This window comes from Rhizobium sp. 62_C5_N11_2 (assembly GCF_051811185.1).
In the GTDB taxonomy this organism is placed as follows: domain Bacteria; phylum Pseudomonadota; class Alphaproteobacteria; order Rhizobiales; family Rhizobiaceae; genus Rhizobium; species Rhizobium leguminosarum.
The window spans coordinates 193,853-213,695 of sequence record NZ_JBPWPW010000002.1 but is presented as its reverse complement, the minus strand read 5'-3'; the positions used below and the strand labels follow the sequence as shown (position 1 = coordinate 213,695).

The 19,843-nt window shown below is 60.1% G+C and carries 19 protein-coding genes; 5 read left to right on the top strand and 14 right to left on the bottom strand.

Annotation, left to right across the window (positions count from 1 at the left end):
* Positions 1–117 precede the first annotated feature (117 nt).
* The 8 genes from AB8B31_RS24685 to AB8B31_RS24650 all read right to left on the bottom strand — a co-directional run bounded on the left by AB8B31_RS24685 (position 118) and on the right by AB8B31_RS24650 (position 8,225).
* A complete protein-coding gene (locus AB8B31_RS24685; RefSeq protein ID WP_018516838.1) occupies positions 118–2,451 on the bottom strand; it encodes a molybdopterin guanine dinucleotide-containing S/N-oxide reductase in 2,334 nt (777 codons plus the stop codon).
* Between the two features lie 127 nt (positions 2,452–2,578).
* Complete coding sequence (locus tag AB8B31_RS24680) at positions 2,579–3,976, bottom strand: FAD-binding oxidoreductase (protein ID WP_018516837.1); 1,398 nt, start codon at positions 3,974–3,976, stop codon at positions 2,579–2,581.
* The gene (locus AB8B31_RS24675) at positions 3,973–4,098 is read right to left on the bottom strand and encodes a hypothetical protein (protein WP_018245542.1); all 126 of its coding nucleotides are present in this window, start codon (positions 4,096–4,098) and stop codon (positions 3,973–3,975) included. The genes AB8B31_RS24680 and AB8B31_RS24675 overlap by 4 nt, the downstream gene beginning before the upstream one ends.
* Positions 4,099–4,177: 79 nt before the next feature.
* Entirely contained in the window at positions 4,178–4,780 is a 603-nt protein-coding gene (locus AB8B31_RS24670; protein ID WP_018516836.1) for a 2-hydroxychromene-2-carboxylate isomerase, read from the bottom strand.
* Between the two features lie 12 nt (positions 4,781–4,792).
* The gene (locus AB8B31_RS24665; protein WP_018516835.1) at positions 4,793–5,362 is read right to left on the bottom strand and encodes a TetR/AcrR family transcriptional regulator; all 570 of its coding nucleotides are present in this window, start codon (positions 5,360–5,362) and stop codon (positions 4,793–4,795) included.
* A gap of 51 nt (positions 5,363–5,413) precedes the next feature.
* On the bottom strand, positions 5,414–6,442 hold the full coding sequence (locus tag AB8B31_RS24660) for a ketopantoate reductase family protein (RefSeq protein WP_018516834.1): 1,029 nt from the start codon (positions 6,440–6,442) through the stop codon (positions 5,414–5,416).
* A gap of 396 nt (positions 6,443–6,838) precedes the next feature.
* The gene (locus AB8B31_RS24655; protein ID WP_018516833.1) at positions 6,839–7,732 is read right to left on the bottom strand and encodes an NmrA family NAD(P)-binding protein; all 894 of its coding nucleotides are present in this window, start codon (positions 7,730–7,732) and stop codon (positions 6,839–6,841) included.
* 67 nt (positions 7,733–7,799) lie between these two features.
* Positions 7,800–8,225, bottom strand: a complete 426-nt coding sequence (locus AB8B31_RS24650) for a MarR family winged helix-turn-helix transcriptional regulator (protein WP_018516832.1) — start codon at positions 8,223–8,225, stop codon at positions 7,800–7,802.
* Between the two features lie 200 nt (positions 8,226–8,425).
* Here AB8B31_RS24650 and AB8B31_RS24645 point away from each other — a divergent pair, with 200 nt between their 5' ends.
* Positions 8,426–8,830, top strand: a complete 405-nt coding sequence (locus AB8B31_RS24645) for a hypothetical protein (RefSeq protein ID WP_018516831.1) — start codon at positions 8,426–8,428, stop codon at positions 8,828–8,830.
* A gap of 77 nt (positions 8,831–8,907) precedes the next feature.
* Here AB8B31_RS24645 and AB8B31_RS24640 read toward each other — a convergent pair whose 3' ends face one another.
* The gene (locus AB8B31_RS24640; protein ID WP_018245549.1) at positions 8,908–9,879 is read right to left on the bottom strand and encodes an alpha/beta fold hydrolase; all 972 of its coding nucleotides are present in this window, start codon (positions 9,877–9,879) and stop codon (positions 8,908–8,910) included.
* A gap of 91 nt (positions 9,880–9,970) precedes the next feature.
* The gene (locus AB8B31_RS24635) at positions 9,971–10,657 is read right to left on the bottom strand and encodes a glutathione S-transferase family protein (RefSeq protein WP_018516830.1); all 687 of its coding nucleotides are present in this window, start codon (positions 10,655–10,657) and stop codon (positions 9,971–9,973) included.
* Between the two features lie 104 nt (positions 10,658–10,761).
* Here AB8B31_RS24635 and AB8B31_RS24630 point away from each other — a divergent pair, with 104 nt between their 5' ends.
* From AB8B31_RS24630 to fhuF, 3 genes are all read left to right on the top strand, one after another.
* Entirely contained in the window at positions 10,762–11,337 is a 576-nt protein-coding gene (locus tag AB8B31_RS24630) for a TetR/AcrR family transcriptional regulator (protein ID WP_018516829.1), read from the top strand.
* A gap of 444 nt (positions 11,338–11,781) precedes the next feature.
* Entirely contained in the window at positions 11,782–13,962 is a 2,181-nt protein-coding gene (locus AB8B31_RS24625; RefSeq protein WP_018516828.1) for a TonB-dependent siderophore receptor, read from the top strand.
* Between the two features lie 3 nt (positions 13,963–13,965).
* Entirely contained in the window at positions 13,966–14,754 is a 789-nt protein-coding gene (gene fhuF, locus AB8B31_RS24620) for a siderophore-iron reductase FhuF (protein WP_018516827.1), read from the top strand.
* Positions 14,755–14,875: 121 nt separating this feature from the next.
* Here fhuF and AB8B31_RS24615 read toward each other — a convergent pair whose 3' ends face one another.
* Positions 14,876–15,367, bottom strand: a complete 492-nt coding sequence (locus tag AB8B31_RS24615; RefSeq protein WP_018516826.1) for a GNAT family N-acetyltransferase — start codon at positions 15,365–15,367, stop codon at positions 14,876–14,878.
* Positions 15,368–15,530: 163 nt separating this feature from the next.
* Between AB8B31_RS24615 and AB8B31_RS24610 the strand changes: the two genes are divergently transcribed.
* The gene (locus tag AB8B31_RS24610) at positions 15,531–16,190 is read left to right on the top strand and encodes a sigma-70 family RNA polymerase sigma factor (RefSeq protein WP_080646133.1); all 660 of its coding nucleotides are present in this window, start codon (positions 15,531–15,533) and stop codon (positions 16,188–16,190) included.
* Here AB8B31_RS24610 and AB8B31_RS24605 read toward each other — a convergent pair.
* The 3 genes from AB8B31_RS24605 to AB8B31_RS24595 are packed head-to-tail and all read right to left on the bottom strand — an operon-like array spanning position 16,081 to position 19,686.
* A complete protein-coding gene (locus AB8B31_RS24605) occupies positions 16,081–17,268 on the bottom strand; it encodes a PLP-dependent transferase (RefSeq protein ID WP_026242333.1) in 1,188 nt (395 codons plus the stop codon). The genes AB8B31_RS24610 and AB8B31_RS24605 overlap by 110 nt on opposite strands.
* Before the next feature lie 10 nt (positions 17,269–17,278).
* Complete coding sequence (locus AB8B31_RS24600; RefSeq protein ID WP_018516823.1) at positions 17,279–18,700, bottom strand: MATE family efflux transporter; 1,422 nt, start codon at positions 18,698–18,700, stop codon at positions 17,279–17,281.
* The gene (locus tag AB8B31_RS24595; RefSeq protein WP_439007587.1) at positions 18,697–19,686 is read right to left on the bottom strand and encodes a GNAT family N-acetyltransferase; all 990 of its coding nucleotides are present in this window, start codon (positions 19,684–19,686) and stop codon (positions 18,697–18,699) included. Before AB8B31_RS24595 ends, AB8B31_RS24600 begins: the two co-directional genes overlap by 4 nt.
* Between the last annotated feature and the right edge of the window lie 157 nt (positions 19,687–19,843).

Genomic DNA, 19,843 nt, shown 5'->3' with positions numbered 1-19,843 from the left:
AAAGACCAGTTGTTCTTTTTCTACTAATTTTATGGATTATTTTGTTCGGTTTCTGGGTGTGTGAGGATCAGCTTTTCCGGGCGCAGTGCATCCTTCGCCGTGGTTGATGAAGCCGATCTACTGGTTGCTGGCCTTCGTGCTGGACCTCTCAGCCTCGTCTAAGAACGTCATCCCCTCGAATATCCGCACCGGAGGCAGTTCGCCGACGAACCGCTCTACCTCCACCCTGGTAAGCTGTCCGGTCGAGCCCTGGGCCAATTGCGAGGTTCCGACATCGCGGGTGAGGATGTTCGGATTGCCGTGGATGCACATGGCTTTGTCGGAGGCCGCATTGTCGGGTTCGAACCACGCACCCGTCGCAAGCTGCATCACGCTCTTTCGGACGTCCTCGCTGATCACCGCGGCTGCAAGGCAACTGCCGCGGGCGTTGAACAGCCTCACAATGTCGCCATCGGAAATGCCGCGTTCAGCCGCGTCAGCCGGGTTTATACGAACCGGTTCCCGCCCCTTTATCTTGGTGGAGCGGCTGAAATCGCCGTAGTCCAGCTGACTGTGCAGCCGCTGATGCGGCTGGTTGCAGACCAGATGGAGCGGGAAGCGGCTTTTATCGTCCTCCGCCTCCGCCCTTGGCGGATACCATCGCGGATGGCCGCGGCAGTCGTCGTAGCCGAAGCTCTCGATCGTCTGCGAAAAGATCTCGATTTTTCCGGATGGCGTTTGCAGCGGAGATGCAAACGGATCATGGCGAAAGGCACGCGCCGGTCCGCCATCGTCGGGTTTGAGCGGCAGGCGTATCTCTCCACGTTCCCAGAACGTCTCGAAGTCGGGAGCTTCGTGTCCACCGGCTACGAGCGCCTTGCGCGTTGTTTCGAAGAGGAAGGTTAGCCATTCCCGGCTGGTGCGGTTTTCGGTGAACTCTTCGAATTTGCCGAGACGGCACGCGATCTCAGAGAAGATCTCATAATCGTCCCGTGCTTCGCCGACCGGCTCGATCAGCTTCTTCATGGCGACCATCAGCGGATCGCGGTCCGCCGCACCGATATCGTCACGCTCGAGCGTGGTCGTCGCCGGCAGCACGATATCGGCGTGGCGCGCAGACGACGTCCAGGCCGTCTCATGCACGATGATGGTCTCCGGTTTCTTGAATGCCGCCCGCAGCCTGTTGAGATCCTGATGGTGATGGAACGGGTTGCCTCCCGCCCAATAGACGAGGCGGATATCGGGATAACGCATCGCGTGGCCGTTGTAGTTGTACTCGTGGCCCGGATTGAGGAGCATGTCGGCGATGCGCGCGACGGGAATGAAATCCGACACGGCATTCTTGAATTGGCTGAACGTCGGCAGCGGGACGGCGAGCTGGTGTTTGCCGATGTTGCCCAACGCTCCAAGGGAATAGGAATAGCCGCCGCCATCCAGCCCAATCTGCCCGAGCATTGCGGCGAGCACGATGCCCATCCAGACCGGCTGCTCGCCATGGTCGGCACGCTGCAAGGAATGGCTGACGGTGATCAACGTCCTGGCGCGCGCCATGGAGAGCGCGAGGGTCTTGATGGTGTCGACGCCGATGCCGCAGATGTGGGACGCCCAATCCGGGCCCTTTTCGACACCATCGATCCGGCCAAGCAGGTAGTCTTCAAAACGTTCGTAGCCGACCGTATATCGGTCGAGAAATTGGCGATCGTGCAATCCCTCGCTGACGAGCACATGCGCGAGGCCGAGCATCAGCGCGATGTCGGTGCCGGGTAAGATGGGCAGCCATTCGGCATTCACCTCAGCAGGAAAATCGTCTTTCAGGGGGCTCACGAGGACAAAACGCGCACCTCGCGCGTGCGCGCCGTTCAGCGTCCGGGGCACGATATGCGCGCTGATGCCGCCGCCATGCACATCGGTGTTCTTGATCGCCATCCCGCCGAAGGCGACGACCAGCTCGCTGCTCCGTTCGATGGCATCCCAGGTGACGCTCTTGCGGTCGAAATGATCGTATGGTCCCAACACGTGCGGGAGGATGACCATTGCCGCACCGGAGCTGTAGGTGTTGACGGAACCGACGTAACCACCCAGCACGTTGAGAAACCGGTGGATCTGGCTTTGTGCATGGTGGAAGCGTCCGGCACTCGACCAGCCGTAGGATCCCCCGAACACGGCTTCCGGGCCAAAGTTTCCGTAAACGCGCTGCAGCTCTTTTGCGACGAGGTCGGCTGCGCGCGGCCAACTGACCTCGACATAGTCGTCCGACCCGCGATTCTGCGCGTGATCCGGCGCGCCTTCGAGCCAGCCGCGCCTGATCGCCGGCCGCCTGATGCGCATAGGGCTATGGGCGATCGCCGGAATGTTGCCCAGCAATGGCGACGGATGCGGATCGCCCGGATGAGGCCGGACCTCAAGACCTCCGTTTTCGTATCGGCCTGAAAATGCCCCCCAATGGGAACTGTGGGTCTTGAAGCTATTCATTTGACAGTATCCTCGGCGATCAAGCCGTTTTCAGAGTACAGCGCCGCGCGTCTTTTAAGACGCGCCAAGGACGCTGTAACGCTTTGAAATGCTGCATAATTCCTTAAATCGATTCCGATTTAAGGAATTATGCAGTAGCCGGCGAAACATGGTCTGGAAGGACTTTGCCGGGATTCATGATGCCTTTCGGATCGATGGCATTTTTGATGACCGCCATGAGATCCACGGCATCTCCGTGTTCCTGACGCAAATATTTGATCTTGCCTGTGCCCACCCCATGTTCGCCCGTCGATGTGCCATCGACCGAAATCGCGTATTCCACCATCTTCTTGTTGATGGCGGCGACCTCGTCGAGTTCTGCCTGGCTCGTCGGATCGACGGCGAAGACAACATGGTAGTTGCCGTCGCCGACATGGCCGAGAATGGCGGCCGGCACGCTGCAGCTACGCAGCAGTTCGCGCGTGTCGAGAATGCAGGCACTGAGCTGCGATACCGGCACGCAGACGTCGGAAGACCAGCCCTTGGCATTCGCACGCTGGGAAACGACGGCATAAAACGCATTGTGACGCGCCTTCCACAGGCGGTTGCGTTCTTCCGGCGTATTGGCCCATTCGAAGTCCTTGCCGCCGTTGTCCCCGACGATGCCGGCGACCATCTCGACCTGTTCCTGCACGCTGGCCGGAGAGCCGTGGAACTCGAAGGCCAGTGTGTCCTCGATCTTCAAGGACAGGTTCGAATAAGCGTTGACGGCTTCAATCAGACCGCGGTCCATCAACTCCATCCGCGCGACCGGAATGCCGAGCTGCACGACTGCGATGGCCGCAGCAACCGCCTGTTCGACATTCTCGAACGAGCAAAGCGCGGCCGAGGTCGTTTCCGGAATGCCATAAAGCCGAAGCGTCACCTCGGTGATGATGCCGAGGGTCCCTTCGGAGCCCACGAACAGCCGCGTCAGATCGTATCCGGCCGACGACTTTCGTGCCCGCCCACCGGTTCGGATGATCTGACCGCTCGGCAGAACGACGGTTAGAGACAAGACGTTTTCGCGCATGGTTCCGTAGCGCACGGCATTCGTGCCTGATGCGCGGGTCGATGCCATACCGCCGATCGAGGCATTGGCGCCCGGATCGATCGGGAAGAACAGGCCCATGTCACGCAGATGAGCGTTCAACTGCTCGCGGGTCACGCCGGCCTCAACCGTGCAATCCAAATCCTCGGCGCTGATGCGGACGATCTGCGACATGCGGGAGAGATCGATGGAAACACCACCCCGTACCGCGCTCAGATGGCCCTCGAGGGAGGTACCGGCGCCGAATGCGATGACCGGCACGCCTTCGGCCGCGCAGAGCCGCACGGTTTCCGCTACGTCCTCCGTGTTTTCCGCAAAGACGATTGCATCCGGAATCGCGGCGATGTGGTGGGATTCACCGCGGCCATGCTGCTCCCGCAAGGGCTGCGATGTGGAGAAGCGGTCACCGAAACGGTCGTATAGCGCCTCGATAAGAGCAGGGGAGAGCGCGCTCACTTGTCCGCTCCGCGCGACATCGGTGTCGTGAAAGAGCCGTCAAGAATGACGTGGCCAGGATGATCGAGATGCGCCGCCAGCCATTCGGTGAAGACCAGGGAACCCGGCGAGCAAAGAGACATGAGAAACCCCGGAATTGCGATCTGAGGTTTGCGGCCCGGCTGCGTTCGAGCGGGCGCGCACCTCGACTTTACGACAGGATCAGGCGACCAGTTTTGCGCCCTTGAGATGACGTTCGAGGAAGGGCAGGCTGTCCTGCCCCCAGTAAAGCTCGTCCTCATAACGGAATGTCGGCAGCCCAAACACACCGGCGTCCTTGGCGGTCTTGTAATTGGCCTTCCATATCGACAACACGGCGTCGCTCTGGGCACGCTCATCCAGCGCTGCGCCATCGAAGCCCGCGGCATCCGCGATTGCGCGACGCACCTGTGCGTCACCGATATTTTCTCCGCGCAACCAGAAGGCCTCCTGCAGCGCTTTCGTCAGCTTGAACCAGTCTTTGCCCGCATCGATGGCGGCAAGGATCATGAAACCCGCCGGCGTTGGATCCGACAAGGCCGCGCGATTTTCGAAGTTCAGCGTTTTGCCCCGGACGGCCGCCCAACGCTTGAGATCCTTCGTCCAATAAGCTCGACGGGCCTCCGGTCGGTTACGAGAATAGATGGCGCCGTTATCCTCAATCAGGGGGATGACATAGGGGCGGATCGTAGCGTTTTGTTCGGAAGCCAGTGCCGCGAACGCGTCCAGACCGATGAAAGCCCATGGCGAGCCAATGCCGAAGAAATAGTCGATGATCTTTGTCATATTATAGTGCTCTCAAGATGTCCGGTCGCGTAGGATTGCGGCGTCGAATACAGAAAGTGCGCAGTCTCGGGCGACGAGAACCGCTGTTGGATCACGTCCGACTGCCACCGTCGCAAGCGCGCCTTCATAGAGAAGCGATAGATGAGCAGCCGTCTGGTCGGGCCCTAATTCGGCTTTGGAGATAATGGCACGGAAGATGTCGCTCACGGCCTTCTTATGCGTTCGGGCGACGGACACGACGCGTTCTGAGTCGCCATGCTCGGCCACCGCAAGAGCAAATGCGCAGCCCCGGAACTCCGGGCTGTCGGCCTTTTCATACAGGCGCTCGAAAATAACTCTCACCTGGTCTCTCGGAGCAGCCGTCGCGTCCAAGGCCTCCCGCAAGGAGCGAACAACACGTTCGTGGCGATCCTGGAGATAGGCCGCAACAAGATGATCCTTGGACGGGAAGTGTCGATATAGCGTTGCCTTTGCAACTTTCGCTTCTTCGATAATGCGATCTATCCCAACAGCCCGAATACCTTCGCTGTAAAATAGCCCGCCGGCTGCGGCGAGGATCTGATCTGATATGGGTTCTCTCATTGGATCGCTTCAGGTTGGTGGTTGCATCGTTGAACAATTAGACGGCGACAATCAGTTCGTTGCGGCGAGATCGGTGTTGCTCGCCCGATAGGGCCTGTCGACAAGTGATTGAATCGCGTCAAGCGCCAGTGCTTTGGTGAAGCCGCCTTGATGCTCCAATCTGCCAGCAAGATTCTGGACAACCTCATTGTAGGGTGTCGGAATATTGTGCAAACGACCCAGCAAGACGATTTCGCCGTTGAGAAAATCGACTTCACTCGAAGCGCCTCTGGTAAAACTCTGCCAGGTCGATTGTTGACCGGGATGGATGCCACTGTCCTGAGCTATACGCCACCCTGAAAGATCTGTGGTCCGTTCAGAGGGTGAGGCGAGGTTATAACCGGCAGCCTCGAGAGCCTGGCGAGCTTCATTGACCAGCGCCTCGGCGATGGAGACGCGGAGATCCTCGGCCCCAACGAACAATTCCAAGACGTTTCTGACGTTGTGAAGAAGTTTGGCTGATTTCCAACGGCGGATATCATTGCTGGTTTCCGCCAGATAATTAGCGCGGGTGAGGTCCGCCGCAATCTGCTCGGCTGTTTCATCAGAACCCGACGGGAAACGCCCTATGGTGACCACGCCGACCTGCGGATCACCCGCCACTGCAACGGAGCCGGTTTCGGTAAACCGTGCTGGCGTCAGAATACTAGCTCCGTAAACCCTGGCGAAAGTTCTGAGCGCAATCGCTTCTGTCGCCAAGCCATTTTGAAAGGTGACGACGGGGAGACTGGCAGCCGTTGCACCTCCCGAATCCGACACAGGACGCCATGACCAGGAGGCCAGGGAGCTTGCCGCGTCCTGAGTTTTGACCGTCAACATCAGGATATCATCGAGGGTCAATTTGGGCGGGTCGCTGAGGTCGAAAGCGTTAAGCCCGGTCTGTCGCTTGCCAGAGGGACGTTGGTAGCTCAAACCATACCTCTTTATATGGCCGATCTGTGCGCCACGTCCGACGAGCGCATATGTGATGCCGGAAAGTTCGAACTGCGCAGCGAGGCTCGCACCAACCGCGCCTGCCCCCACGATAACGTATCGTGTCATCTCTCTTCCCAAATCTGATTTATGACCAAGGCGGACTAGCGTGTGGCGTCAGCGAGAAGGTCGACAAGCCCACGTTTGAAACATAGGCATGTAAATGGGCCGAAGAAAGACAGGTCGTTCTCTTTCTACTGATTTCGTAGAAAATAGTTTGGAATTTGGACGTTTTACGGCCACCTTAATCTCCGCCGGCCATGGATCAAATAAGAAGCAAATTCTGGAAAATGCCTTCGGTAGATCCTGTAACGAGGGCGACTTTACCTGAAAGGTTGATGTTCAACTTGCTTCTCCTGGAAGGTTGGCCGGGCGGCGCATTCATCGCGCCGCCATCAGCTTGTGGACGGAGCCGGCGTTTCAGACCCGGTGATGCCGATGCTCGTCGGGCCGCGCCAGAGCGGCTTACGCCGCCGCGTTCAGGGTATTGAAGGCGGCCCGGTGCGAGGTGACGAAGTCCTGAACGGTCATCGGCGGCACGCCTGTCACTTCGGCGATGATCTTGTCGGCGCCCGAGAAGATGCCATTCTGGTAATCGAGGGCGATCGCGCAGAAATGCTGGATCAGAAATTCCGGCAGGCCGAACTTTTCCAGGCGATCGCGATAGGCGGGGATGGTCAGCGGCTGGTAGCTGATCTTGCGGCCGAGCACCTCGCTGATGGCCGCGGCGATGCCCGGCTGGTCAAGCTCGGTCGACCCATGAAGCGTGTAGGTCTTGCCGATATGGGCGGCCGGATCGGCCAGCAGCGAGGCGATCAGGCGGGCCTGGTCCTCGGCGGCGATCGGCGCATGACGGCCAGCGCCGTAGGGCAGATCAATGATGCTCTGCTCGACGATCGTCTTGCGTGCAAACGGGTAGAGCAGCCATTGCGAGAAGAAGGTCGGCCGCAGGTGGATGGTGGGAACACCCGACCAGTCGAAGACCCGCTCGGCGATCCAGTGATCGCGCGCCGCATGGCTCTTGGAGTCCTCGCGCGCGGAGATCTGCGACATGTTGATTACGGCCTTCAGCCCGGCGCGCCTGGCCGCATCGGCGAAATATGCCGTCGTCTGGATGATGCCGGGACGGACCGGATAGCAGAAATAGGCGGCAGTGGTGCCGGCGGCAGCGCGGATAACGTCGTCATGCTCGAAGAGGTCGCCAACCACGACCTCGGCGCCTTCGTTGCGAAGCGCGTCGGCGCGCTCGTCTTGCCTGTGGACCATAGCGCGGACGGAGTGGCCTTTTTCGAGCAGGCGTTGGACGGTGTAGCGGCCGGTCTCACCGGTTGCGCCGGTAACGAGGAACTTGTCAGTCATTTCTATCTCCTTGTGTTTGGCTGCATCATAAAGTGTGTAATTACACAGTTTTGGGTAAAAAGGGGAGCTACCCGCCGAGGTTCAGCTCCAGGATTTCATCGCGCATGCGCACGGCGCGGTCCTGTCCGACCTCCCGCTCAAACGCGGCCTGGGCGTTTTCCCAAAGGGGGACAGCCTCCGCCACCTTTGCGACGCCGGAGGGGGAGAGGGTGACATCGAAGGCGCGGCCGCTGTCGGCTCTCCCGGCGACAACCCATCCGGCTGCCTGCAGCGGCTTCAGCGCGCGGACGAGCGTCGTACGCTCCATGCTCAGCATATGGGCCAGACTGGTGATCTTGAGGCTCTGGTAGGCTTCTAGCAGCGACAGGATGGAGAACTGCGAGACCGACAGTCCGGCAGGCGCCAGATGATTGTCGTAAAGACGGCTCAGATGGCGCGCGTTCTGGCGGGCGGCGAGGGCGTAACAGAGATGGGGACCAGTGGGTGTCGGCATGGGGCACATCTAAATGTGCAATTGCACAGTGTCAAGCGCGAATCTCGGCGTTCGACGGACAAAGTAGAATGCTCGCCACATCCCGATTCCAAGGCTCATTGCTTGACGTGCAATTACACACTATATCCCGCAAGGTCGATGTTGAGTTTGGATCGCGCTCACGCGGCCACCCCAGAAATCACGCCTTCCGGAGAAACGTCATGACGGGCAGCAACGGAGAAAAGCACCCATTCCTCGATGATCTTGCCGATGACGCCGAACTGAGAGGGACGGTCCTGCGCCGTCCGGTTTCCGGCCGTGACAATATCAAGCGCCTGGTCGAGGCCGTCGGCACGCTCTATGCCTCGCAGACGCCGACCTTCTATGGGGCGATCGATCAGCGCCATTTCCTGCAATACAAGGCAACACTTCGCACCGGCCTCGATCTGGAAGCGGTAGGTGTCATCGAGCGCGACGAGACCGGGCTCGTTCGGCGCGTGACGATGACGTTTTTGCCTTTGGACGCTGCGCTGTCGCTGTCGGCAGGACTGGGCGGCATTGTCGGGGAGGAGTTTGGTGACGATCTCTTTTACGACGCGTCGGTCAACGAGATCACGGCGTCCTGATTGCCAGACTCGCATACGATCGCGCGCAATGGCGCCGGAGGCTGGGCTACAGCCAGCCCCCGGCCTTTTCCACGCCATCAGCCGCGAAGGAACGCCAGCAGATCGGCGTTCAATCGGTCCTTGTCGACATGCAGCAGCCCATGGGAGCCGCCTTCGTAGACAATGAGCTTGGCATGTGGAACGAGCCCGGCGGTCAGTTTCGCGGAGATTTCCAGCGGGACGATCTGGTCGTCGCTGCCGTGGACCACCAGCGCGGGAACGGTGATCTTCTTGAGGTCGTCGCGGAAATCGGTTTCGGAGAAGGCGCCAAGCGCGTGATAGGCGGCAAGAAACCCGGTTGCCTGTCCCTGACGCCAGTAGCTCTCCCTAAGACCTTCCGAGACGTGCGAGCCCGGACGGTTGAAGCTGTAGTACGGCATGGTGACGTCGAGATTCCACTGCGACCGGTTTGCCTGCACAGCGGCGCGGAACGTATCGAACAGCTCCTTTGGCGCTCCGTTTGGATTGGTCGCGGTCTTGAGCAGGAAGGGTGTCACCGAGGAGACGAAGGCGACCTTGGCGACGCGGCTCTGGCCGTGACGCGCGACATAACGCGCGACCTCGCCACCGCCCATCGAGTGGCCGACGAACGTTGCCTCGCGCAGATCGAGCGCTTCGACCAGTTGCGCCAGGTCGTCGGCGAAGGTGTCGTAGTCGTAACCGCCGGACGGCTGGCTCGACCGGCCAAAGCCCCGACGGTCATGGGCGATGACGCGATAGCCGTTCTGCAACAGGAAGAACATCTGGTCCTCCCAGGCGTCGGACGAGAGCGGATAGCCATGGCTAAATACCACGGCCGGACCGGTGCCCCAGTCCTTGAAGTAGAGGTCGGTGCCGTCTTTCGTGACCAGGCGGTCGCCTGTGAGCTTCCCGGCATGGACTGACGCGGGCGTTTTTGCTGCCGCCAAGTTCGCACTGGCACCGGCCGCCGCCAGTCCGACGCCGGCGATGGCAGCCCCTTTCAGCAGGTTGCGCCGGGAAGCGCTGTCGGGTGTTGAGATCGTAGACATGAGGAAACTCCGTGAGATTATGCCGCCTGGGCGGCGCGAGTGGGTAATGTGGTTGGACGTATCGGCGCGATGTTCAGGCCGGGTGCGGGGATCAGAAGCCGAGCCTGCGCAGATCCTCCGCGACGAACATCTGGCCGCTGCGATTCTTGACGCTCGGCAGCTCGGAGACTTTTGCGCGCCAGGACTTCAGCGCGGAATGATCTTCAGGGATGGCAATGCCGGCGGCGTCGGCAAACATCAGCCCGGCAAACACCGTGATGTCGGCCATCGAGAATGCATCGCCGGCGACGAACGACTGGTCCTGCAACAATCTGTCGAAATATGTCATGCCGGCGAGCGCCTTGTCGCGCTGGCGGTTGCCCCAGTCCTGGCGGCCAGCCCATTCCGGGCTCTTGAACACTTGTAGCTCGCCGCCGAGGCCGGGGGTCGCGTGGTGGAAATAGTTGCCGACCGCATCGAGCAGCTCGGTCTCGGCCCGCTTCTGCATCATGTGGATGACGGCCTTTTCCTTTGGCGTCTTGCCGGTGAGCCGCGGATCGCCGTCGAGATTGTCGAGGTATTCGGTGATGGCAGTGGCCTCCGCGATGTAGGTGCCGTCCTCGAGCTGGAGCACCGGCAGCACGCCCGAGGGGTTCTTTTGGAGGAAGGCGGGTTGCTTGTGTTCGGCACCGATAAGATCGACGGAAACAAACTCGACCTGCGGTTCGAGATCCTTCTCGGCGAGCACGATGCGGATGCGGGCCGGATTGGGAAACCCGGGGCGATCGAAGATTTTCATGGGAGACTCCTTTATCTGTCTATCGATAGATAGATTGCAGTCGTCGTTTATCCCTTCCCTTTTCCGGCGTCAACAACTATCTATCGAGTGATAGGTAAGGATCGATGATGGCCAAAACCAAAACGGATATGCGCGAGGCGGTCATGAGCGCCGCAAGAGCGACGGTGCAGGCGCACGGTTATAATGCGCTTAGCTTTCGTGAGCTCGCGAAAGAAGTGGGGATCAAGAGTGCCAGCGTGCACTACCACTTCCCGACCAAGGGCGCCCTCGGCGCCGCATTGGCGCGTCGCTACACCGAGGACGGAGCAGCCTATCTGACGGAGCTGCTGGCGACGTCCGAAAACGCGACCTGGTGCATGGACAGATATACTGAGATCTTTCGCTCAGCTCTGGCAAACGACAATCGCATGTGCCTGTGCGGAATCATGAGCGCCGAACTTGACGACCTTCCCACGGAGGTTCGGACCGAGGTCGATAAATTCGCCGCTATGAACGTCGGTTGGCTATCCAAGGTGCTCTCGCGGGCCAAGCCTTCCGCAAGCGACCAAGACCTGCAGGAGCACGCGATGGCGATCTTCGCAGCCATCGAGGGGGCCCAGCTGGTCGCGCGGGGCTGCCAGGACATCGGCATCTATGACCGGACGATCCGGGCTTACCGAGCGACAGGTCTCTTCCCGTAATTGGCCGGCGGCTCAAATGGGGGTGGCAGTTGACTCAAGTGAGGCGATGGTGTTTTGCGCAAGTCCGCCGGCCGACCTATCCGGCGAGCCACTTCAGCGGCATCTGCGGTCGAAATACCCCTCCTACTCAGTCAGTTGATACTGCTGGCCGCGGGCGTGGTTCAAAATCAGCAGCAATACAAGATCGTCGGGTCCATCCCCGTCAAGACCGGCAGGTTGGCAGTCGTCTCGGTGCGCACTTGGTCTCGCGCGCGGCAGAACCGCCTCCGTTGGCAATTTACCCGCACAGAAAGTTACGAGGCCTCGATTCTACGTGCAACCTGTTCGGGAGTGTTGAAGGCGTGGATTTATCGATTTAAAGGTGACTAAAATAATCATCTTATGTTGACAAGGCCAATTTCGCTCCATAGGTTCCGCCCGCATCCGTGGCGTAGGGACCAAGCAATGGCACGTGTTTTTTTGAATGTTTCTAATAATGTATCGCGAATTTATAGAGATAGCCTATTTGTCACGACAGCGATCGTCCTGATCGGCATTGCGGCATCGCCGGCTGCAGGCCAGAGCGCCACCGATGCCAGTGCGACAGCGCTGGAGCCGATCGTCATTCAAGGCGGCGCAGCCTCTGATAGCAAGGCTGACCGGACGTCCGTTGCCGCTAAGAACAGCTCGGCGGCGACCAAAATCAACACGCCGCTCGTCGAGACGCCGCGTTCGGTCTCGGTGACCACCGAGAAGGAAATCGAGCAGCGGGGCGCCCAGAGCATCATCGAGGCCGTGCGCTATTCGGCCGGCGTGACGACAGGACCGAACGGCTTCGATCCGCGCTTCGACCAAATCTTCATTCGCGGCTTCAACATCACGACGGTTGGCGACTATCGGGACAGCCTGCGCCAGCCCTATATCAATTACGGCATGTTCCGCACCGATCCCTATCAGCTGCAACGCGTCGAGGTGATCAAGGGACCGGTATCCGTTCTCTACGGCTCGGGATCGCCGGGCGGCCTCGTCAACAAGATATCGAAGCTTCCGACCGAAGAGCCGATCCACGAAGTCGGCATCTCCTACAGCACCAAGGATCGGGCTCAGGCGATGTTCGACTTCGGTGGACCTATCAGCGAAGGAAATGATGATTTCCTCTATCGCATCGTCGGCCTTGCCCGTCACGGCGACAACAATTTCGATATTGCCGACGATCGCTATTTCCTGGCGCCGTCCTTCACCTGGAAGCCCGACGAAGGCACGTCCTTCACGCTGTACGGCCTGGCGCAGTCCGACGAGACCGATGCCAATGTCGGCGCGATCACGACCGTCGACGGCAAAATTCTCGACATAAGGCAGAGCGATCCCGACTACGACTACCAGAAGGTCAAGCAGCAGCAGATCGGATATCAGTTCGAGCACGAATTCGACAACGGCCTGACGTTCCGCCAGAACCTGCGCTATTCGCATCTCGATCTCAGGGCTCGTTACCTCGGCGTTTCCAGCTGGACCGGGACTGTCGCTCATCGTAACGCGAGTTCGATCCGCGACGAGATGAACGTCTTCCAGGTCGACAACCAGCTCGAGGCGAAGTTCGATACGGGTCCCCTTGCACACACGATGCTGTTCGGCCTCGATTACACCAATCTCCAGTCGAACTGGGGCTACGGTATCGGCGCCGTCAACTCGGCCTTCGATTTCGATATCGCCAATCCGACCTATGGTGTCTCGGGCGCCACGCCGGACTATAACTTCATCGTTGCCGATGCCGATATGCGCCAAGTCGGCGTTTACGCCCTTGACCAGATCGAGGCTGGAAACTGGCGTTTCAACCTCGGCGGCCGCCAGACCTGGGTGAACCAGACGCGTGACACGACCTATCCCTCCTTCGGGTTGAACGACTCGGAAGACGTCAACAAGAACGCCTTCTCCTGGCAAGCCGGCGCGCTTTACCTCTTCGACAACGGCATTGCACCCTTCGTCTCCTATGCGACCTCGTTCGACCCGGTCACCAACCGGTCGGCATCCGGCAAGATCCTGGAGCCGACCGAGGGTGAACAGTACGAACTCGGCGTGAAGTACCAGCCGCCGGGCACCGACATCCTGCTGTCGGCGGTCGCCTATCACATCGTCGAAAAGAACAAGCCGGTGCTGGTCAATCCGCTGACCCTTGCCTACGACTCGCTTGGCGAAGTGACGGGAAAGGGCATCGAGCTTGAAGCGCGCGCGGCAATCGCCGACGGCCTCGACATCATTGCGGCCTACACCTACAACCATTCCGAGGTGACCGGAGGCGACAATGAGGGCAACACGCCGGCCTTCACGCCCGCGCATGTCGCAAGCCTCTGGGCAAACTATACTTTCCAGGAAACCAATCCGTTCAACGGCCTGTCGGTCGGCGCGGGCGTCCGTTATGTCAGCGAGAATTGGACGGATACCGCCAATACCTCGAAGAACCCGTCGAGCTTCTATGTCGATGCATCTGCCGCTTATGATTTCGGCGCGATCGACAAGAACTACGAGGGCCTGACGGCTGCCTTCAATATCCGCAACATTGCCGACCAGCGCGACACCGTGTGCAACGAGGGCTTCTGCTATCTCGGCCAAGGCCGCAACATGACGGCGACCCTGAAATACCGGTGGTAATAGATGGCGCCGGAGACGACCCGAGCGCTCCTGCCCGCGACGTTGGTCGCTGATCATCCCGTCGCCCACCAGGCCGTCGACCTCGACGGCCTGGTGGGCGACGGCCCGTTCTCCTATTGCCGCGGCAAGCTGCTCAGTTCTCCACCGCAGACGGGCATCGTCATTCCCTGCAGGGATATTTGCGACCGGGCAATCTTTGACGAAATCATTGGCCGATATGCGCAAAAGTTTCCGGACAGCGACCGTCGTGCGATCGTCTCCATGTGGACGCTCTACTATTTCAGCATGCTGACGATCGCCCCCAGCCTCCACATGTTCGTGCACCGGATCGGGCTGCCGTTGGAGATCGACGGGCTTTCGCTCGTCTGCAACGAGCATACGGGCGAGCCGGAAGCATTCGTGATGTCCGAAAGACCAGACGTTACCACCGAGCCCGCCGGCGAGCTTCACCGGCTGATGCGCCGCCACGCCGAACCGGTGATCGCGGCGATCGCCGTCAATGCCGGCGTCGCTCCGAAGCTTCTCTGGAACAATGTCGCGGCATATCTCTCCTGGATTCTCAAGGAGATCGCCCATCGTCACGAGCCCGGCCTCGTCGAAGGCGGCCTGGCGCTGCTTGAAGAAGCTGCATGGCCATGCGGCGGGCGCAATCCGATGTTCGGCATGATCCGCATTGCACGACAGCAATGCGGACTGGAGTTCGCTCGCCGAAAGGTCTGCTGCCTGCGTTACAATCTGCCGGGCGTGGGTGGCTGCGGCGAAGCCTGTCCGCTGCCGGACGGGCGCCATTAGCTCCTGTCGGCTCGCCAAGGTCCTGAAGAGACGATGGATGGCAGTCGGCGATGACGAGAAGGGCCGCTCCAATGTAGCGCGCTGGTCATTGCCAACGCGCCAGGCAGAAATTCCTGTCGCCTCAAAACACGGCTTCACCTGCCTCGACGTCGGCGAGCGGCTTGACCATGAACAGGCATGGATGATCCTCGTGCCAGAGCTTTGCAAAGACCTCCGCCCGCACAAAGCCGTTCCGGTCATAGAAGCGCCGCGTCGCCTCGAACTGCGGTTCGTCGCGGTCGCGCGGGGCGAGAGTCTTGACGGTCAGAAGTCGGGCACCCGATTCATGGCCGAAACGTTCGGCCGCATCGATGAGATGGCGTCCGGCGCCGCGACCGTGATGTTCGGGTCGTGTCGCAATCAGCGCGATCTCGACGGCGCCGGGCGGGTGGGGCTTCAAGGCCATCAACGCTGTCACGACGTCGGCTTCGACATAGCCGAACACCGGCAGGTCTTCGATCGCCTGGGCGCTCGCTTCGATGATCTCAGGTTCTGAAAACCAGTCGGGCAAAGCCCCCATGATCGATCGGCAGAGCTCCGCCTTGCCCGTCAGGATCTCCACTGTCCTTCCCATTTTTTCTCGCTTTCATCAGGTCGATTTAAACTTGACTCTTGTTATCACCTTAAAATAGACACTGCAATCAAATCGTGTACTTTCCTCGGAGAAGGAACGCCAAAACCGCATCGACCAGCAACGACAGAGCCTGATTTTCCATTTGTAAAAAGGGTACAGGACAATGCACACATTGCATCGTGATGTGAACGGAAATGCCGTGGTCAACGCCATGATCGAAAACAAGGAAAAACTCCTCAAAACGATTGAAAGCGTTGTCAAATCAAAGTCATATTCCGAGGATATATTTCAGGATGGAGTCATTAAAGCCTATGGGGTCAAAACTGACGGCATTCGTTGCCCGATCGGTTACGCCTTCCGGATGGTCTATAATCTCGCACTCGACGAGAGCCGCCGGCGACGTCAGCAGATGAACAACTATAGGTCGATCGACCAGGTTCAGGAGATCACGGCTCCCATCCCCACCGTGCTCGACCAGCTTGTCGCCGCCGAGACTTTGCGCAATGTGCTTGCCTCGCTCGAGGCGTTGCCGAAGCGAACCAACGATGCCTTCATTCGCCATCGCCTCAACGGCGTGCCGCAGAAGGATATTGCAGCCGAACTCGGCGTCTCAAGGACCCTCGTCAACTTCATGATCAAGGCGGCAGAGGAGCATTGCCATCTGGCAATTACTGAGCCTGCTTCCCGCCCCGACCATGCGCACCGACAGGACCCTACCGCTTCGCGGCGTGCAGCGCCTGCTGCAAATCACTCCACAACAATTCCGGCTCTTCCAGGCCAACGGCGAAACGAACCGTCTGCTCGCTCACACCGAACCGGATGAAGGAGGTCATCCGGTCGGGGATCTGCAACGCGACCTTGGCGGGGACCACCAGCGTTTCTGGTCCCCCCCAGCTGACACCGAGGCGGATATCGCGAAGGCTATTCACAAAACGGGCGACATCGATATCGGGATTGAGGTCGAAGGCGAACAGCCCGGCATAACCCGTGAGCGTTGCCCGTCCGGAATGCTCCTGGAATGCCGGGTGACGAACGCGTGCGATCGCAGAATGCTCCTTCAGCCGCCCGGCCAGCAAAAGCCCGCTGCGCTCGTGCTCCTTGAGACGGACACGCAGCGTGCGCATGCCGCGCAGCAGCAGCCAGGCCTCGAACGGTGACAGTTTGGCGCCGACATAGGGGTAGGATGTTGAATTGATCCTGGCGATGGCCTCCTTCGAGCCGACGACGACGCCGGCGACCGTATCGCTGTGACCGCCGAGATATTTCGAGGCGGCGTGAATGACGATATCGACGCCATGCTGGATCGGTTTTTGAAAGAGCGGCGTTGCCCAGGAATTGTCGATGATTGTGGTAACACCGGCCTCCTTTGCCATGGCCGACAGCGCCGCAATGTCCTGAAGCTCGAAGACGAAGGATGTGGGGTTTTCGAGGTAGAGCAGCTTGGCGCCCGACAGGGCCTTGCGGACCTCGTCGTGGTCGGCGGGATCGACGAAATCCACCGCGACACCGAGCCTGCCGAGCAGCTTCACCAGAAGGCGGTAGACATCGTTGTAGAGATGGCGAACGGCAACGACCCGGTCTCCCGCCTCAACGAGACTGAGAATTGTCGAAGTAATGGCGGCCGTTCCGCTCGAGAAAGCGCGCCCATCCTCTGCGCCCTCGAGGCGGGCGACCAGGAGTTCGAATTCGCGGACCGTCGGATTGTCGCCGCGCGAATAGATATAGTTGCGAGTGCGGCCGGCGAAGACATCCTCCATCGCCTCGTAACTGTCGTAGGTGAACAGCGACGTCTGGAAGATCGGCGGAGACACGGCGTTGAATGCCGCCGGATCGACAGGCGTAAAGAGATCGTCAGCGGCCGCATGGGCGCCAAGGTCGTGCGGGTTGATCGACTGGTTCATGGTCATCCTCTCATGGACAAAAGCTGGGATATGGACGGATGGAGGTCAGATGATCGGCAGCGCGCTGCCGGAGCGCGCGTAGCGTCCTCATCAGGCAGACGGCCGACAGCAGGCCGGTCAGGGCAGAGGCCAGGAACATTGCTGCCAGCAAGCCTGAAAAACCGAAGAACGGCGGCAGGAGAGCCAGCAGCGGAAACAGAAGATAGCCATTCTGCGCCAGACCGATGGCAACCGCCGCTTTCGCTCTGCCCTGAGCCTGGAAGAGGATCAGCACCGTTTGCCGCAGGCCGAACAGCAGAAGCGGAAGGTGGGTTGCGACGATCGCTTGCGCCGCGATCCCGATCACCGTCGCATCGTCGGTGAAAAACGAGGAAAGCTCTTCGGAGAAGGCGAGCGCGGCCAGCCCGTAAGTGCCACTCACCGCAGTTGTGACCGCTGTCAGGATGCGGGCGGCCGATAGCACTCGGGCCGTATCGCCTCGACCCCAGGCAAAGCTCAGGATCGACTGGGCCCCGAGTGAAATGCCGATGACCGGGAGCGTTCCCACCGCAAGCAGCCGCAAGGCAATCCCGACACCGGCAATGCCGGCTTCTCCGTGATAGGTGCCGGCGAGCGACACCATTGCCGCAATCGCGCCTGCGGTCGCGAGACTGGTCAGCGTCGTCGGCGCGCCCACAGCAAGCACAGGCCTGAGATAGCCGATATCTCTCCACTGCCAGCCAAACGCCAGCCGGACCGTCCCAAGCCGCCTGGCGTGGTAAGCAGCATAAATGCAAAGTGCCACCAGTTGGGACAGGATGGTTGCGATCGCAACGCCCTGCAGGCCGAGGCCGAAGCCAAAGATCATGATTGGGTCGAGGATCATGTTCAGCGCAAAGCAGGCGACCAGCGTCCACATGCTGAAGCGGGCATTGCCCTCTGCAATCGCCAGGAAATCGAGAATGATCTGCGCCATCGTAAGCGGCACCGAGACCGCAATGATCATCAGATATTGCTGCGCGAGCGGCTGAAGGGCAGGCGTGGCGCCGAACAGCAGCAAATCTGGAAATGCGAGGATTGCGATGGCGCTTGCCGCGCCGAAGGCGACGCCGGCAGCAAGGCTGACGGAGGCAATGGCGCCAGCCCGGGATCGGTTGCCGGCTCCGAGCGTCCGCCCGACCTCGGTTGCGACACCGACGCCGATCCCTTCCCCGAAGGCCGCGACGAGCATGAGGACCGGCAGGACGATCATGATCGCCGCGATCTGATCTTCACCGATCATTCCGATGAAGATCATGTTGATCGTGTGATGGGCGGCGTTGATCGACAGGCCGAACATCGCCGGCAGTCCAAGCCGAAGCAGCAGCCTGAAAAGCTGGGGACTGGCAAGGTCCTCCGGTGCGAGGCGCTGCCGTCTCCGGAAGCTGCCGCTTGCGTCGCTCATGTCGTTCATGACGCGGGCACCCAGAGACGATCACCGAAGAAGCGCTCGCGGCCGAGCACTACGAGGAGCGCCCGCTTGTGCGGAAAATCGAAATGCTTGACCTTGGCAAAACCCGAGCGGTCGAGGTTGCGGATCTGCTGCTCGTGACTGGCGCGCGGCTCGCCGACGATACGCTTCGTGCGCGGATCGTCGAGGAAGATGAAATGCATCAGCGAAGGAAGCCATGCGCTGATCCATTTCTTGCCGCGATAATCGGGCTCGCCGATCGCCACATGCCATCCACGATCATAGTCGTCGGCGTCGTAAAAGGGACCGAGACGGTTCTCCTTTGCCCAGTAGACTTCGAAATAGCCGAAGGGGATATCCGCGAAACTGCCGATCAGCGGCAGGACATGCGGATCGGCGATCCTCTCCTCCAGAATCTCCCGATGTTTGTCGATCGAGCCTGCATCCTCCCAGATCATGTTGACCTGTTCGTCGTTCATCCAGCGATGAAATGCTGCAAGATCGGTCTCGGCATCGGCCACGGTGAAGGCTATTTCCCGTTCCAGCCAGGGGATGAAACGCTGGTAGACCGTGCCCTTCGGCTTTGCAGGTCGGCGCGGATGATACCGGCCCGCGGTCATCTCCTGCACGGGCGGCAGCGGATAGGACAGCTGCGGCAGCCAGAGCGATGGCCATTGCCATAGGATCGCCGAATCGAGCCTTCCGCCTGTGCCGGCAATGTGTCTGGGAAGGCTTGTCTGATGCCCTTCGAAGACGACTGATGTAATCGAGCGATCTTGTGCCGTCACCGCTTCGGCGGCCGCCATCAGAAGCTCCGGCGATTGCACCGGATCTCCATGGTAGAAGGTCACCGACGTTATGCCGGCTTCGACCTCGAATGCGGCTTCGTGGTGGCCGTAGGCGGTCTTGAGGTGAATGAGATTGGGTGCGAGGCTGATGTAGCTGCGCGACTGCAAAGCGCGCCTTTGTTTGACGGCGTCGAAATCCATGATGTTCTCCTTGGCCGGTTCGCGGGCCGGTCGGGCTCTCGGCGCTGCGAGCATGAAGCGTGCTCCTGTGCCGATTTAGTAGAATGACGATCCATCTCCCGCTGGGTTTAGGGGTAAGCGAAGAAAAAAATTCTCATCAATTTTCTAAACTGCAGCC